Source organism: Jeotgalibacillus proteolyticus (genome assembly GCF_002926065.1).
Taxonomy (GTDB): Bacteria; Bacillota; Bacilli; order Bacillales; family Jeotgalibacillaceae; genus Jeotgalibacillus; species Jeotgalibacillus proteolyticus.
Map to the genome: position 1 here is coordinate 120,027 of NZ_PREZ01000003.1, position 14,350 is coordinate 134,376.

At 42.2% G+C, this 14,350-nt stretch carries 14 protein-coding genes and 1 riboswitch; of the genes, 7 read left to right on the forward strand and 7 right to left on the reverse strand.

Annotation, left to right across the window (positions count from 1 at the left end):
• Positions 1-9 precede the first annotated feature (9 nt).
• Positions 10-1,056 (forward strand): ribonucleotide-diphosphate reductase subunit beta, encoded by a 1,047-nt coding sequence (locus C4B60_RS07530; protein ID WP_104057394.1) that lies wholly within the window; start codon positions 10-12, stop codon positions 1,054-1,056.
• 311 nt (positions 1,057-1,367) lie between these two features.
• Here the strand turns inward: C4B60_RS07530 and C4B60_RS07535 are convergent, their stop codons facing one another.
• Positions 1,368-2,303 carry a DUF1002 domain-containing protein gene (locus tag C4B60_RS07535; protein WP_104057395.1) on the reverse strand — a complete coding sequence of 312 codons (936 nt, stop codon included), beginning with the start codon at positions 2,301-2,303 and terminating at the stop codon, positions 1,368-1,370.
• An 803-nt stretch (positions 2,304-3,106) separates the two neighbouring features.
• On the opposite strand from C4B60_RS07535, the gene C4B60_RS21940 reads away from it, so the two are divergent.
• The 4 genes from C4B60_RS21940 to C4B60_RS07550 all read left to right on the forward strand — a co-directional run bounded on the left by C4B60_RS21940 (position 3,107) and on the right by C4B60_RS07550 (position 5,083).
• A complete protein-coding gene (locus tag C4B60_RS21940) occupies positions 3,107-3,397 on the forward strand; it encodes a hypothetical protein (protein WP_342365032.1) in 291 nt (96 codons plus the stop codon).
• Positions 3,387-3,635, forward strand: a complete 249-nt coding sequence (locus tag C4B60_RS21945; protein ID WP_342365033.1) for a hypothetical protein — start codon at positions 3,387-3,389, stop codon at positions 3,633-3,635. Before C4B60_RS21940 ends, C4B60_RS21945 begins: the two co-directional genes overlap by 11 nt.
• A gap of 82 nt (positions 3,636-3,717) precedes the next feature.
• Positions 3,718-4,638, forward strand: a complete 921-nt coding sequence (locus C4B60_RS07545; protein WP_104057396.1) for a ketopantoate reductase family protein — start codon at positions 3,718-3,720, stop codon at positions 4,636-4,638.
• A 130-nt stretch (positions 4,639-4,768) separates the two neighbouring features.
• Positions 4,769-5,083, forward strand: coding sequence for a winged helix-turn-helix transcriptional regulator (locus C4B60_RS07550; RefSeq protein WP_104057397.1), 315 nt, complete (start codon positions 4,769-4,771; stop codon positions 5,081-5,083).
• 34 nt (positions 5,084-5,117) lie between these two features.
• On the opposite strand, the gene C4B60_RS07555 is transcribed toward C4B60_RS07550, so the two are convergent.
• Together C4B60_RS07555 and C4B60_RS07560 are read right to left on the reverse strand one after the other, a co-directional pair.
• Positions 5,118-6,254: a S1C family serine protease gene (locus tag C4B60_RS07555; protein WP_104057398.1), complete on the reverse strand. Its 1,137-nt coding sequence runs from the start codon at positions 6,252-6,254 to the stop codon at positions 5,118-5,120.
• 9 nt (positions 6,255-6,263) lie between these two features.
• Complete coding sequence (locus C4B60_RS07560) at positions 6,264-7,367, reverse strand: FxLYD domain-containing protein (RefSeq protein ID WP_104057399.1); 1,104 nt, start codon at positions 7,365-7,367, stop codon at positions 6,264-6,266.
• A 297-nt stretch (positions 7,368-7,664) separates the two neighbouring features.
• Between C4B60_RS07560 and C4B60_RS07565 the strand changes: the two genes are divergently transcribed.
• The gene (locus C4B60_RS07565) at positions 7,665-8,192 is read left to right on the forward strand and encodes a YceI family protein (protein ID WP_104057400.1); all 528 of its coding nucleotides are present in this window, start codon (positions 7,665-7,667) and stop codon (positions 8,190-8,192) included.
• A 48-nt stretch (positions 8,193-8,240) separates the two neighbouring features.
• Here the strand turns inward: C4B60_RS07565 and C4B60_RS07570 are convergent, their stop codons facing one another.
• The gene (locus C4B60_RS07570) at positions 8,241-9,827 is read right to left on the reverse strand and encodes a long-chain-fatty-acid--CoA ligase (protein ID WP_104057886.1); all 1,587 of its coding nucleotides are present in this window, start codon (positions 9,825-9,827) and stop codon (positions 8,241-8,243) included.
• A gap of 184 nt (positions 9,828-10,011) precedes the next feature.
• Between C4B60_RS07570 and C4B60_RS07575 the strand changes: the two genes are divergently transcribed.
• Positions 10,012-10,200 carry a hypothetical protein gene (locus C4B60_RS07575; protein WP_104057401.1) on the forward strand — a complete coding sequence of 63 codons (189 nt, stop codon included), beginning with the start codon at positions 10,012-10,014 and terminating at the stop codon, positions 10,198-10,200.
• Positions 10,201-10,278: 78 nt separating this feature from the next.
• On the opposite strand, the gene C4B60_RS07580 is transcribed toward C4B60_RS07575, so the two are convergent.
• The 3 genes from C4B60_RS07580 to C4B60_RS07590 form a co-directional block, all read right to left on the reverse strand.
• Positions 10,279-11,130 carry a dimethylarginine dimethylaminohydrolase family protein gene (locus tag C4B60_RS07580; RefSeq protein ID WP_342365034.1) on the reverse strand — a complete coding sequence of 284 codons (852 nt, stop codon included), beginning with the start codon at positions 11,128-11,130 and terminating at the stop codon, positions 10,279-10,281.
• 455 nt (positions 11,131-11,585) lie between these two features.
• Positions 11,586-12,680 (reverse strand): homoserine O-acetyltransferase MetX, encoded by a 1,095-nt coding sequence (metX, locus tag C4B60_RS07585; protein ID WP_104057403.1) that lies wholly within the window; start codon positions 12,678-12,680, stop codon positions 11,586-11,588.
• 92 nt (positions 12,681-12,772) lie between these two features.
• Positions 12,773-14,077, reverse strand: coding sequence for an O-acetylhomoserine aminocarboxypropyltransferase/cysteine synthase family protein (locus C4B60_RS07590; protein ID WP_104057404.1), 1,305 nt, complete (start codon positions 14,075-14,077; stop codon positions 12,773-12,775).
• A 122-nt stretch (positions 14,078-14,199) separates the two neighbouring features.
• Positions 14,200-14,315, reverse strand: a riboswitch (SAM riboswitch).
• Between the last annotated feature and the right edge of the window lie 35 nt (positions 14,316-14,350).

The window sequence follows — 14,350 nt, forward strand, 5'->3', positions numbered from 1 at the left end:
GAATAATGGATGACAAGCCAACTTCAAAAACGGACTATTATGGAAAAGGAGGCACCTAATCGCTCAACCGGAATTATTAATGGAAAGAGCTCCAATATATTAAATTGGGATAATGTCCGCTATTCATGGGCCTATCCTAAATATAAGACGATGTTATCGAATTTTTGGACGCCTTTTGAAATCAATATGGGAAATGATATTAAGCAATTCCCGCAGCTTTCAGACGAGGAGCAGGAAGCATTCCTGAAAATCATTGGACTCCTTGCCCTGCTCGATAGCATTCAATCAGATTACGCGGCAAAGGCGGCTGATTATTTAACTGATTCATCCCTAAATGCACTGATGATCATGCTGGCACAGCAGGAGGTCATTCATAACCATTCATATTCTTACGTGCTTTCAAGCATCGTTTCGCAGCAAAAACAAAATGAAGTGTTTGATTACTGGAGAACAGAGCCTACGCTTCAGGAGCGCAATGAATTTGTAACCAATGGCTATAAAGCCTTTGCAGAGGATCCGACAGCTGAGCATTTCGTTCAATCCATTGTTTACGATGTGATTTTAGAGGGACTGTTTTTCTATTCCGGCTTTGCCTTCTTTTACAATCTGGCCAGGAATCAAAAAATGGTGTCCACCTCCACAATGATTAATTATATAAATCGGGATGAACAAATACATGTCGGGCTATTTGAAAAGATCTACAAGGAAGTGCTTGCAGAAAATCCTGAGCTTGCTACGGAAGCGCATCAGCAATTTGTTGTCGATACCTTCCGTAAAGGGGCTGAGCTTGAAATTGCATGGGGACGAGAAATCATCGGCGACCGTTTTGACGGTATCACGATGGAGGAGCTTGAGCAGTATATTCAATATATGGCTAATAAGCGATGCAATCAGCTTGGCCATGGGCGCGATGTATTTCCTGATGCTCCCGTTAAAAACCCGCTTCGCTGGATTATTGCCTACCAGGAGGTTGACCAGGGGAAAACAGATTTCTTTGAGCAGAAATCGAGACAATACACGAAAACCTCAGATGCAAATGGGTTTGATGATTTGTAAACAATCACTGATTTTAAAAGGGGGAGAGCGACCGTCAAATTGCGGCTGCTTTCCACCCTTTTTTTGCGTTTCCAATGTATGGATTAAAGATCGATCCCTTTTCCTAGAATAATATTCGGATTTTCATTAAGGACCAGCTGAATGAATTATTCTCATCTTCCGGAGAAATCCTAATAACTTTATAGTTAGCATAAGGGATGAATAGCCTGGTGATCGCCAAGACGGAGCTGAAACGTCTACGGGTAAAGAGGCCTGGTTGTTTCATATTTTCCAAACAAAAAAAGAGAAGCAAAAAGCTCCTCTGTTTAACGTTAATTCGTTGATTCATCCTCTGTTCCGCTTCCGAAAATCCCAGCAATCGCATCAATGATTCCGTTGAAAAAGTCTTTAACTCCCTGCCAAAAGCCTTCATTATTTACGACATCGCCAAGTCTGTCCTGGATCGTATCAGAAAGCTTTCCAAGCTGTTCTGAAACATTATCAAAATTAATATTTAAATTTCTCATTTGATCAAAGAGGTCAGTTAATCGTTTGCGGTCTTCTTCGCTTAAATCGATATTCAGCTTGTTCAGCTGCTCTTCTACAATTGCTTCTACTTCTTCACGTGAAGCTGGTTTGTTTTCAGCAATCTGCTGCTTAATATCAGCAAGGAGTTCACTTACCTTCTCCTGTTCTATGCCTTCTTCTTCTGCCAGGTCTGTAGCAAGGTTTAGTTCATCATTGGCTACTTCAAGACGGGCAGTGTCAAGCTCTTCTCCACTTACTTCATAGGCTTTATAAATTCCTGTCAGCGCTGAGTGTCCGCTAACTTTTACCGGTGATGCAATTTCAACTGTTGCATCTTCAATTCCTGCCGTTATAAGTGCATTTGCGTACATTGTATCGGTTACTTCAGTAATGTTTTCAGGATTAACGCGGTTGATGACAAGACCTGTGCCCTGTTCTTCACGGGTTATTTTTGCTGATGAGAACATTCTTGCGTTTCTGCTTTCGCCTGAGATATAGCGGACAAGGTCATCTCCTGTTACGGTAACTTCTTCTACCATTTCAGGGTTAGTGACACCTAGCATTTTTCTGACTTCTTCTTTTTGCTGGTCATTGAGGGTTCCGCCAAGTACGAGAATTGGCAGGCCGAATTTTTCATTTATGCTTTCTTCTTTATCATTATCAGCTGCAGATACTCCAGCTACTCCTAAATTCAAGGCTACGATTATTGCCATGGTAAGCATGCTTAAACGTTTTAGCATCTTATAATCTCCTTTTCGTGTTTGATGGTTCCGATTCTTTTTTCTAATAAATGGGAACCTTTTCCTTTGGTACATTCTATAAGACGCATGGGTTTGGTGAAAAGTTTCATTTATTTTTTAAATTTGTAATCTATTACTCTGGGTAATTTATTTACTGGTTTGAAATTTTGTGTGATAGGAGTGAATACTTTTTGAATTAGCGTGTTGATTTACGCTGCAGGGGCATGCTTTCCGCGGGGCTGAGCTAATTGGCTGCGCCAATGGATCTCAGCTTTCCCGCTGCATCCCGCAGGAGTCAGCCCCTTCCTCTTCAATCAACTGCTGGGTAATTTATTTACTGCTCTAAAATAGTGTGTTAGGGATGAATGCCAATCAAAAAATTGAAAAACTACTATGCTTCTCCGTAAAGAGTCTTAACAAAGCATGCTGCTTTCCGTGGGGCGGGGCTTAAGCTAACTTGCTAGCGCAAGTGGATCTCAAGCTCCCGTTTCATCCCGCAGGAGTCAGCCCCTTCCTCTTCAATCAACTCCCGGATAAGTTATTTATTGTTTTAGAAATTGTGTGTAATGGGTGAATTCCTTTTTTAATTCGCGTGTTGATTTACGCTGCAGGGGCACGATTTCCACTCAAAGAAACTCCTGATTAACTAATTAGTCTCATTTAAAGTAGGGAGAAAGGAGTAAATCCTTTTTAATGACCTGTTTGATTTGCACTATTGACGTTTGAACCCTATCATTCCTAACGTTTCAGGCTTCCATATTAAGGCTATATGAACATAGACACGATTGTGGGGGTGAGTCTGAATGCTGTTTGTTTTGAGTCTTATTTTTGTTCTTATCTTTGCTGCTATTCATGCAGGGGCGAGGTATATGCGGTTTATTTCAAGTATCCCAAGACGCCGGTATTTGTCACTTGCAGGAGGGATTGCTGTTTCGTATGTGTTTTTGCATCTGCTTCCCCAGCTGGATACGCCTGATGAGCACGAGCATGCTGCCTCTAATGAATTAATGCACATTCTGTCGCAGAACCCTTACCTGATGGCTTTGGCAGGGCTGTTTGTTTTTTACGCGCTGGACCGGCTCGTTGCACCATAAACACCAGTACGACCGGTATGGCAGATGGCTGCTGACTGGGGCTATTATAATTGGCTGGACTATCGGATGGCTGACGGAAATAAGCCATGCCGTCCTCTCGATCCTTGAATCTTTTTTAGCGGGAGCGATTATTTTAAACGTGATAAAAGAAGAATTGCCTGAAGAAAAGGAAAGCAGTATCACCTACTTTGCGCTTGGAATTCTTTCCTACTCAACGCTTTTATTGCTTCTTGGGTAAATACTCTTAGAAATATCAGATGCAATCCTATATGATTAAGTCAGATACAGCTTTACAAGATTGAATTATAGGAGGACATAGAATGAAAATACTAGTAGTTGGTGCTGGTGGAATTGGTGGATATTTTGGAGGCAGACTTCTTCAAAAAGGTGCTGATGTGACATTCCTGGTTCGTGAAAATCGCAAAAAGCAGTTAGAGGAAAACGGTCTTCAAATTAAGAGTACTCATGGTGATTACACGGCGAACCCGCCTCTTCTGCTTAGCGGCCAGCCAAGCAGCGAATCTTTTGATGCAGTGATTATCACGACGAAATCTTATCACCTTGAAACAGCTATTAAAGACATTTCTCCCTATATTTCATCTCAAACAATGGTTCTTCCCCTGTTAAACGGAATCGCGCATATGGATCAGCTTGTTGAAGCATTTGGCGGGGAAGCTGTAATCGGCGGACTTTGCTTTATTGAAACAACACTGGACCAAAATGGTACCATCGTCCAGACAAGTCCGATTCATGACTTGATTTTCGGAGAGCGTGATGGAAGCAAATCCGAAAGAATTTTAGCTTTGGAGTCAGCTTTCAGCGGAACAGAAGCAAACTTTCAGCTTAGCACGAATATTGTACAGGATATGTGGCATAAATATTCCTTTATTACCGCAATGTCAGGTGTTACGACATTGATGAGAGCGCCTATGGGCCCGATCAGGGAGCAGGAATCCGGCTACCGTCTGATAAAAGATTTATTAGATGAGATTTACCATGTAATGAAGAACATTGGCGCCCCCGTTAAGGAAGGGCTGCCGGAAATTCAGCTAAGTAAAATGCTGGAGATGGGTTATACGATGAAATCCTCTATGCAGCGTGACATGGAAAAATTAATGCCGACAGAAACCGATCACCTTCAGGGCTTTTTACTTTCAAAAGCTGCTGAAAAGCAACTCAACACCCCCTTGCTGAATGCGGTTTTTGCGAATGTTAAAATCTATGAAGAAGAACGGGCTTAAGTCAGCACCTTCAACAATTTGAGTCCGCCGGTGAAGTTCGCTCTATAGCTATTTGGAGCAATTTAACGTATAATAAATATGTAGTAACTTTTGGTAACTGCAATAGATGATAAATAAGGAGGGAATTCGTATGGCCACGATGTCACTCTGCCCAAAATTTGAACAAGCCTTTCAATTGCTTGGGAAACGCTGGAATGGCGTTATTATTCGTGTGCTTGCGGGGAGTCCTAAACGCTTTTCCGAGATTTCAGAGCCAATCCCTCAGATCAGCAACAAGATTTTGACCGAACGGCTTAAAGAGCTTGAAGAACAGGGAGTCATCATTCGGGAAGTGTACCCTGAAACACCTGTCCGCATTCTTTACCGCTTGTCCGATAAAGGACATGCCTTAGCACCCATTTTGGACGAGGTTCAAAAATGGGCAGATAAATGGCTTGTTAAGTAATATTTTAAAAGCTGACTGATGCAGTCAGCTTTTTTTAATTCCGGGAAAGCTGCTTTATTTTTAAATGATTATTTTCCCTGCCGACCATAATTTCATACACTTCCGTATTGGTAACAAGCTGATCATCCTCGAAGACCTCATACTCCACCGTAGCATTTACTTTAATCTCCTCTGAAACGTCGAAAACTTCAGCAGCTTCAAGCGAAAGCGATGAAACGGAAAGAAATTCATTTCTAAAATCCTCATATCTATTTTCACTTTTATAGGCAGAACTCATGATGGAATAAGCTGTTACATAATCTCCGAATTGAAGACTGCTGTAAAAGTACTCAATAAGATAAAGAGCTTGTTCTTCCTTCGATGGAAATGGCAAATCACCAGCCTGTGCAGCGTATTGGCTAAATACAGGCAGCTCTTCTAAAGGCTCTTCAATCCAGTGTTCTAATTGATCCACTACATCTTGTATGGGAATGCTGTAGCCTACATCTTTTTGTGGCTCTTCTGCAGAGGTAATGCCGATGACTTTTAGCGTTTCAGCGTGTAATAAAGGGCCGCCGCTGTTGCCGGGAGAGATCGGTGCAGTGATTTGATCTACCTCATTATAGTGAAATGGATCAATTTTAAAGGATTGCCTCGTATCGGTAATCTCTCCGGTCATTACTGTATTTTGAAAGCCTAAGGGGCTTCCCAGGGCCAGAACAGGATCCTTTAAATCCGCTTTTTTCTCCATCTCGACTTCAAGCGGCTCAATGCCGGAAAGTTCTTCGACCCGGACCACGGCAATATCCTCCGTCTCGCTTATTCCAATTACTCTTCCAGTGTAGGGGACGGCTTGAGCTGAAATAACAGTTACTTCCTCTGTATTGGCTACTACATGGGCATTGGTAATAACATCGCCTCCAGTCGTATATAAAAATCCGGAACCGATCGAACCAACAGGGGTTTCTATTTGAACGACCTTATTTTGAGCCTCATAAACAGCTTCTGCTTTGTTTTTTTCAAGCTCATCGATTAATTGCTTCTGCTGATCATTTATTTGATCTTCCACTAAGTAAGATTGCTGATGGGGAAGCTGCTCAGCCATATGTTCACGAATGGAAAGGCCCGCCGAAACGGCAGCTGCCACCATGACAGCTGATAAAACAAATGAAATTATCCACTTTGTTTTCATATAACCCCCCTATTCCAAGCTCCACGTAATATTTGTAATTTCCACTTTTGCTTCTGCCGCTTCAAATAGAAATGAATCATTAAATTCACCTTCAGCGTTTCTCGGCAGAATCTCAGGTTTCACCCCGACAGTTCTTTCCTCTACTAATACACCCTGATCGGTATAAATTCTCCAGGTAATAAAGATTTCTTGTATTGCCCTTGACCCCTGGTTTTCCACTTTACCAGCCAGCTCTATTACTCCCGGTGACGGAGCATTTACTCCCCATTCCTTTAGTGTAACTGCTTCAGTACGATTATAAATATCTTCTTTTTCAGCTTCCTCCATCGCTTCCTGCATACGGTCATATTCAGCCGTCTGATAAGCAAGCCTCTCTGCCTCTATCTCTTTTTTAAAGGCTTCAAGATCCTCATGATTTTCCGTATAGCCCATTCCAATTTCCACGATATTAAGCGCTTGAGAAAACTCCACCGCATTCAGCTCTTTCTTTGCTTCTTCTATAGCAGCCTCAGCAATCTTATTTTTCACCTGTTCTCTCGCTTTATCCGAATACTCACCCTTAACATCTGAAATTTCAAGGAGCTTTCTGGCAAGAGACTGCATCGAAAGAGGGTTTTTAATATCGTCTTCTACCTTAAGGACAAGGAGCTTATCCCTTCCTTCGAGAATATCTTCCTCAAATAAGTAGTACAAATTATTGTCACTGGCTTTCACCTTATCAATAATTTGTTCCATAACAAATTCAGCCTGATTCATTTGACCGGAATCCAAATGAGCTGAAAGCTTTCGCAAATCCGCCTCAAGCTCTTTTGCTTCCTGAACAGCTGACAGACTTTCTTCTACTCCTATTACAGAAGGCCTTAATTGATTGGCTCTGATTAATTTATCCTCTGCCTCATTCCAGTCAGTATTAAATGCGTCAGTCTCTGCCTGTGCTTTCCAATCCAGCACCTGCTTATTTCTCCAGCTTTCAAACGCATAAATGCTGATCACAAAGAGGACACAGGAAAGAAATACAATCCCCAGCATTTTAATCGGTGTATCAACTCGTGCGGAAGAGGCTGACAAGCGTTTTTGAGATCGCTTTTCATTTTCTTGATGATGTCCGCTCATGTTAACAGTCCTCTCCCATTCTTTTCTTTTTTTATACCCTTTTTTAGTTATTTCACTCGTTTAAACCCTTTATTTAGAAGATTTTTATTTTTTCCCTACCTGCTGAATGTAACCAAAAAGGTAATAAAATACAGGAAAATGGCAAGAGTAGGAATAGAGTAAATGAACAAAATACGATAAATATCTCAAATTCGAGATTTTTTAATTAAAAGATATTGACTTCCAAAAGAATGCATCATATAATGATTACAAATAACAACAAAGTTACTAAACGTAACTACAAGGAGGAAATACAGAATGACAAAAAAATGGGCAGTAGACAGCGCACACTCGAGTGTTGATTTTTCAGTAAAGCATATGATGATTTCTAAAGTAAAAGGTTCTTTCCAGGATTTCAGCGCAGAAGTAGAAGCAGATGTAAACGATCTTACTTCAGCTAAAATCAACTTTACAATTGATGTAAGCAGCATCGATACAAGAAGCACTGACCGGGATAACCACCTTCGTTCAGCTGATTTCTTCGAGGTTGAAAAATATCCTTCTATTACATTCAACTCGACTAAAGCTACTAAAGTTGGCGATGACGAGTATGAATTAACAGGAAATGTTACGATTAAAGATGTAACGAAGGAAGAAACGTTTAAAGTAGAATATGAAGGTTCAGGGAAAGATCCTTGGGGCAACGAAAAAATCGGATTCTCTGTGGATGGAAAGCTAAACCGCAAAGACTACGGTCTTACATGGAATCAGGCTCTTGAAACTGGCGGCGTTTTAGTCGGTGAAGATATTAAAATCAATCTTCAAATCCAGGCTCAGGAAGCATAATAAATTAGGGCGGCTGCAAAAGAATCTTTTGCAGCCGCCCTTGTTTTTTCAATTTACCATCTTTCCTTCACTGTCCCAGTGCTGCTTTCGTAAAATAACCTTTTGAATTTTTCCAGACGCCGTTTTTGGAAGCTGGTCTGTGAACGTAACTCCTTTTGGCACTTTGAATCTGGCCAGTTTTTCTCTGGCAAATGTCAGAAGTGCTTCTTCAGTCAGTTCATGCCCTTCCCTGACTACTACGATCGCGTGAGGAGCTTCTCCCCATTTTTCATGAGGAACTGCTACAACTGCTGCTTCCAGTACAGCAGGATGCTCATACAGCATGCCTTCCACCTCGATCGAAGAGATGTTTTCCCCGCCGCTTATAATGACATCCTTTTTACGGTCTATGATTTCAATATAGCCATTTTTATCGACTGTAGCCATATCCCCGGTGTAGAGCCAGCCGTTTTTAATGGTTGCTGAAGTAGCCTCTTCATTTTTATAATAACCTTCCATTCCATTATTGGTCCGGGCGGCAATTTCCCCAATCGAAATTCCATCATGCGGGACTTCATTGCCTAGTTCATCCATCACTCGTACCTTTGTCCCAATTAATTCATAGCCTGTTTTTGCCTTAAGACGGGCTCTATCACTATGATCTACAGGCTCAACATTGGACCTTATTTCAGAAATGGTAACGAGAGGAGAAATCTCGGTCATTCCATATACCTGAATAAATTCCCATCCAAGCTCCTCCTCCACCTTCCTTGCAAAGGCGGGAGGCGGTGAAGACCCGGCAATAACAATCCGCAACGGATGATCAAATTTGGCATTTGTATAGGCGGTTTCTTCTAAAATCATATTTAACACAGTGGGAGCCATGTGCATAATGGTTACCTTATGCTCCTCAATAGTATGCAGAATTTGTTTTGGGTCTACCTTGCGCTGCATGACTTGAGTGACCCCGTTTGCTGTATAGTAAAAAGGAGAACCCCAGCCATTAACATGGAACATGGGTAGAACATGAAGAAGTGTATCCTGATCTCTTACTCTTAAATGATGCATGGTCGTTAGGGCATGTAAATAGTTCGAGCGGTGAGTCAGCAAGACCCCTTTTGGATCTCCGGTAGTCCCGCTGGTATAAAGAAGTGAAGCAATATCTGTCTCCTCAAGCGGCTCCCCCTCAAAACCTTCTTTAGGAAAATCAGTCAGCCACTGTTCATAATTCAGGCTGTTTTCATACTCTTTTGAAGCACCATGGATGATGACGGTTTGAACGCTTTCCAACTGGTCCCGTATGTTTTCAATAAGCGGATATAATTCTTCACTGACAAATAATGCTTTGCTTTCGCTATGATTCAAAATAAATACATAATCCTCCGGGCGCAGTCTCGTATTTAGAGGTGTCATCACTCCCCCAACCTGATAAACACCATAAAACCCTTCCAGCATCTCAAGCGAATTTGGAGTTAAATAAGCAACACGATCCCCTTTTTCAATAGTAAGCGATTTCAATCCGTGCGACAGCTGATTAACTCTTTCCTGAAGCACCTGATAAGTAATTTTCCGTTCACCATCAATGACGGCTGTTTTATCTCCGTACAGGTGAACAGCACGATCTAAAAAATCAGTCAGAACTAAAGGTACATGCATTCCCATCTCCCTTTCTTCATCACCCTCTATCTCGTATTGTAAATTTCCTTCCCTCATTAATCAAACTAATTTCCAGAACCTCCAAGTTAAATTTTTGATTTCTCAAAATCAAGTCTGTATAATCTACACTAATTCTTACCATTCTAGAAAAGAATAATAACTTTTAAAGAAGGAGAGGATTTTAATGAAAAAAGACAATTCCAATGACAATAAAATCCAAGAGGAATATGGCGAAGAGGTTTTGCAGCAGCAAATTCAGGATGTCTATATGGATGGAACGATTGAACGGGAAGAGCAAAATAGAAAAGCGAAAGAAACAGGCTCTGTTAAAGGAGACAAGAAAACAAGCGGTCCCGATTATCCCGCAACTTAATATGGTAGTTTAAATAAAAAAATCCCCCCAGCAGTTTAATCTGCTGGCGGGATTTTATCGTTACAGGACTTCCTGTAATCAGCCGCGTTTGATCGGCAGACTGCAGCAGCGGAAGGATCCGCCTGATTTGATGATTTCTGAAATATCAAGCTCTATCACCTTGTAGCCCATTAGCTTTAATTCTTTATTGATCTCCTTATTGACTGGAAGACTGAGCATGGTACGATCTCCAAGGGATAATACGTTAGGTCCCATTGTAAACTGTTCTCCGTCATTCACTTCAATGAGTGTGTAGTGTTCTGCAAATCGTTCAACTGTTTCTTTACTGAAGGCTTTTGAATAAATCAGCGCTTCGTCAGAAGAAATGATATTAAATAAGCAATCTAAATGCAGGAACTGAGAATCAAATGGAACCGGAATCACCTTGTGCTCCGGCAGGTTGCTTTGAAGCTCAGCAATGGCTTCTTCTGTTGTGCGGGAGCTTACACCCACCCATACGATAGAGCCGTCAACAATGACATCTCCGCCTTCAATGGCAAAGGTCTCAATCTTTTCATGCTTAATTCCCATTTCCTCAAGCCAATCCTGCAGAACCACTTCTTCGCCGTTTCTCATCTTGGTTCCCATTGTGGAAATGAAGACGGTATCGTCGATTGTAAAACCGATGTCCCGTGTAAAGACCTGTTCCGGAAAATGATTTATTGGCGGCAGCTGTACGACGTCAGCACCATTGGAATGCAAGGCTTGTATAAAATTGCGATGCTGTTCCATTGCTTTTTCCTGATTTATATTTTCATCTAAAAAATGTTTTTGTGTCTCATTTATTGGTTCTTCTATTTTCATGAATGCAGGGGGACAAACCAGGACTCTCTCCAGCCTGTCATATTCATTTGTGCATGAAATCACTTGATTACTCTCTTTGCTTTCCATCAACATATCTTGCCCTCCGTTATCCCAAATTGCAATACTCCACAACTATCGAATATTGCCTCTTAAGGTATTATTCCTTTTCTTGATCAAGATTAAACTAATTATGGAAGTGAATTTTACAATTAGTGGCTAAAGGAATCAGCAGCCTTTTAATTGTTTCTTTAATCGACTCACTCCGCAAATTAAACTTTTTCTATCTATCTTATGTTCTAGCGCACGTTATGTTTTTCACTACAAAAAAGCTGAGACAAATGTATGTCTCAGCCTCGTATGTCCGGCTCACTCCGCTTCAGGCGGACGCTTTCCGCGGGGCGGGGCTTGAGCTAACTTGCTTTCAGCAAGTGGATCTCAAGCTCCCGCTTCTTCCCGCAGGAGTCGCCGCCTTCAGCTCCGTTCTCCTCACGTTCCTAAATATATCGTTTTGTCTCATCCTTTTTATGTTAAATAATTTTTAATTATCCGTTTGAGTGCAATGAGGATCTTTCCGCTAAATGACCGCGAATGATCGGTCCCCATTTATCGTATTCCACTAAAAAGCCATCATGGCCAAATGCAGTTTCAATTTCATGGAAATACCCTTTGGCGGTAGAGTTTATAAAGGTCTTAATTTCACCTGGAGGATATAGAAGGTCTCCTGTAAAACCAACGCCAATGACCTCTGCCTGGATTTGGTTGGCGGCTTTTTTAACGCCACCTCTTCCTCTTCCGATGTCATGTCCATTCATAGCATAAAGCAAATAAAGGTAGCTGTTGGGGTCAAAACGCTTCGTAATTTTCTCCCCCTGATAGCGTAAATAGGATTCCACTTGAAGGTACGGCCGCCCGTCGTCCCTGTTTTTCTTTTCCTCCCTGTCAAAACGGTTGGTAAAAAGAGAGGGACTCCGGTAGGTTACTAGGCCAACCATTCGCGCCACTTCAAAGCCCTTTACGTCACTTGATTTCTCATAGTCGCCGTTGTCCCATCTTGGATCCTGTTCAATGGCATGAATGCCAATCCGGTTAAATGCAACGCCGTAATCACTTAATGTCGGGGTTGCGGCAAGCACGAATAGTTGATCCATAAATGAAGGATATAAAACCCCCCATTCAAGCGTCTGCATTCCGCCAAGTGAACCGCCAATCACTGCACGCAGATGAGTGATGTCCATTTTCAGTAAAGCTTCGTGCTGCGCGTGGACCATATCACGAACACTGACAAACGGAAAGGATAAACGGTGCTCGCGGCCATCCCTGTCTTTTGATGCAGGACCCGTTGAACCGCTGCAGCCTCCAAGAACATTAAAGGTTATGACCTGGTACTGCTGCAGATCCACCGGGGAATCATAGCCGACAAAGCCATTCCACCAGCCAGGTTCATCTTCTGTTCCTACAGTTTGATGATTTCCTGTCAGCGCATGACAGATAAGGACAACGGGTAAATCAGTTCTTCCGACTCGCTCATAACGTAAAGAAACGTTTGGCAGAACTGTGCCTGATTCCAGCTTGAGTGGACCTATTTCAATCGTCTCTTCCACCCGTTTGATTTTTTGTTTTATTCCCTCTTTGCTCACGGGTATCAACTCTTTTCACATAGGTTTTTCTCATTTTGTTTACTCTCTTATCCAGTGGTGCAGACTATTTATATCCTTATTTTTTAATACGGTTAAGGATGCACAGGCACATCTGAGGAAGATTTAATTGCCTGCTCCAGATCTGTAATCAAGTCCTCAACTGCCTCTATTCCAACAGATAAGCGAATTTGCTCCTCCGAAACTCCAGCGGTTGCAAGATCTTCAGCCGTTAGTTGCGCATGTGTAGTGGATGCCGGATGAATAATCAGAGATTTAGCATCACCGACATTTGCTACATGAGACCAGAGAGCGGTTTGGTCAATGACCTTTCTTCCTGCTTCTCTGCCACCTTTAATACCAAACACGATAATGGAGCCAGGACCCTTTGGCAAGTATTTCTGCGCCAGCTCATAAGAAGAATGATTTTGAAGGCCAGGGTAGGAAACCCATTCAACCTGAGGATGATCCTGAAGATAATCCGCTACTTTCCTTGCATTTTCCACATGCCGTTCAACACGTAAATGAAGGGTTTCAAGGCCCTGTAATAATAAAAAGGCATTTTGCGGGCTTAAGCATGCTCCGATATCCCGAAGCAGATGAACTCTGAATTTTGCAATATACGCTGCTTCCTCAAGGTCGACAAATTTCAGTCCGTTATAGCTCGGATCAGGCGTAGTGTAATCCGGGAAACGTCCGTTGCCAAAATCAAACTTACCGCCTGAAACGACGACTCCTCCAATGGTAGTTCCGTGTCCGCCAATCCATTTTGTAGCAGAATGCACGACAATATCAGCACCATGCTCAAGCGGCTTATTCAGATAAGGTGTAGCGAAGGTGCTGTCAACAATAAGTGGTACTCCTTCACTGTGGGCAGCCTCTGCAACCTTTTCAATGTCCAGTACATGGAGGCTTGGATTTCCAATAATCTCTGCAAAAACAGCTTTTGTTTTTGGGCTAATGGCTTTTCTGAAATTTTCAGGATCCTTTGGATCAACAAATGTCACTTTAATTCCGTACTTTGGAAGCGTAGAAGTAAATAAATTATACGTACCGCCATAAAGGTCAGCTGCTGCAACAATTTCATCGCCGGCACTTGCGAGGTTCAGGATCGAAAGCGTAATTGCAGCCATGCCTGAGGACACAGCAACTGCTCCCACACCGCCTTCCAGTAAGGCAATGCGGTCTTCAAAGGCGCCAACTGTAGGATTCATGATGCGCGTATAAATATTGCCCTCCTCTTCTAAAGAAAACAGCTTTTGTGCATGATCTGCACTGTCAAATACATAGGAGGTCGTCTGATAGATAGGTACAGCTCTTGAACCCGTTGTTGGATCCGGCGTCGTTGCACCGTGTAAAAGAAGCGTCTCAATACTGTATTGCGGTGAAGGGTTAGTCATGATCAATCTCTCCAATTCATTTAGGATTCTTGTTCATAAATGCGCTGCAAGGGTGATGTGTCAGCGAGGTAAAGGAAAAGGGGAAAAGAAAAACCCCCTTCATAAGAAGAGGGTTCATCCTCCTCTTATCTTTCAGACCACGAATGATCTGTAGGAATTAGCACCTTTCCGAATGTGGATACATTCGTTGGTTGCCGGGCATCGCAGGGCCTAGTCCCTCCGCCACTCTGGATAAGAGTATATAAAGTTGGTTTTTGTGTAATCTCTTGTTGA

Bases quoted from the DNA above. Each gene is read 5' to 3' on its own strand.
- C4B60_RS07530 (WP_104057394.1), top strand. From the start codon at position 10: ATGACAAGCCAACTTCAAAAACGGACTATTATGGAAAAGGAGGCACCT.
- C4B60_RS07535 (WP_104057395.1), bottom strand. From the start codon at position 2,303: ATGCTAAAACGTTTAAGCATGCTTACCATGGCAATAATCGTAGCCTTG.
- C4B60_RS21940 (WP_342365032.1), top strand. From the start codon at position 3,107: ATGCTGTTTGTTTTGAGTCTTATTTTTGTTCTTATCTTTGCTGCTATT.
- C4B60_RS07545 (WP_104057396.1), top strand. From the start codon at position 3,718: ATGAAAATACTAGTAGTTGGTGCTGGTGGAATTGGTGGATATTTTGGA.
- C4B60_RS07550 (WP_104057397.1), top strand. From the start codon at position 4,769: ATGGCCACGATGTCACTCTGCCCAAAATTTGAACAAGCCTTTCAATTG.
- C4B60_RS07555 (WP_104057398.1), bottom strand. From the start codon at position 6,254: ATGAAAACAAAGTGGATAATTTCATTTGTTTTATCAGCTGTCATGGTG.
- C4B60_RS07560 (WP_104057399.1), bottom strand. From the start codon at position 7,367: ATGAGCGGACATCATCAAGAAAATGAAAAGCGATCTCAAAAACGCTTG.
- C4B60_RS07565 (WP_104057400.1), top strand. From the start codon at position 7,665: ATGACAAAAAAATGGGCAGTAGACAGCGCACACTCGAGTGTTGATTTT.
- C4B60_RS07570 (WP_104057886.1), bottom strand. From the start codon at position 9,827: ATGCATGTACCTTTAGTTCTGACTGATTTTTTAGATCGTGCTGTTCAC.
- C4B60_RS07575 (WP_104057401.1), top strand. From the start codon at position 10,012: ATGAAAAAAGACAATTCCAATGACAATAAAATCCAAGAGGAATATGGC.
- C4B60_RS07580 (WP_342365034.1), bottom strand. From the start codon at position 11,130: ATGGAAAGCAAAGAGAGTAATCAAGTGATTTCATGCACAAATGAATAT.
- C4B60_RS07590 (WP_104057404.1), bottom strand. From the start codon at position 14,077: ATGACTAACCCTTCACCGCAATACAGTATTGAGACGCTTCTTTTACAC.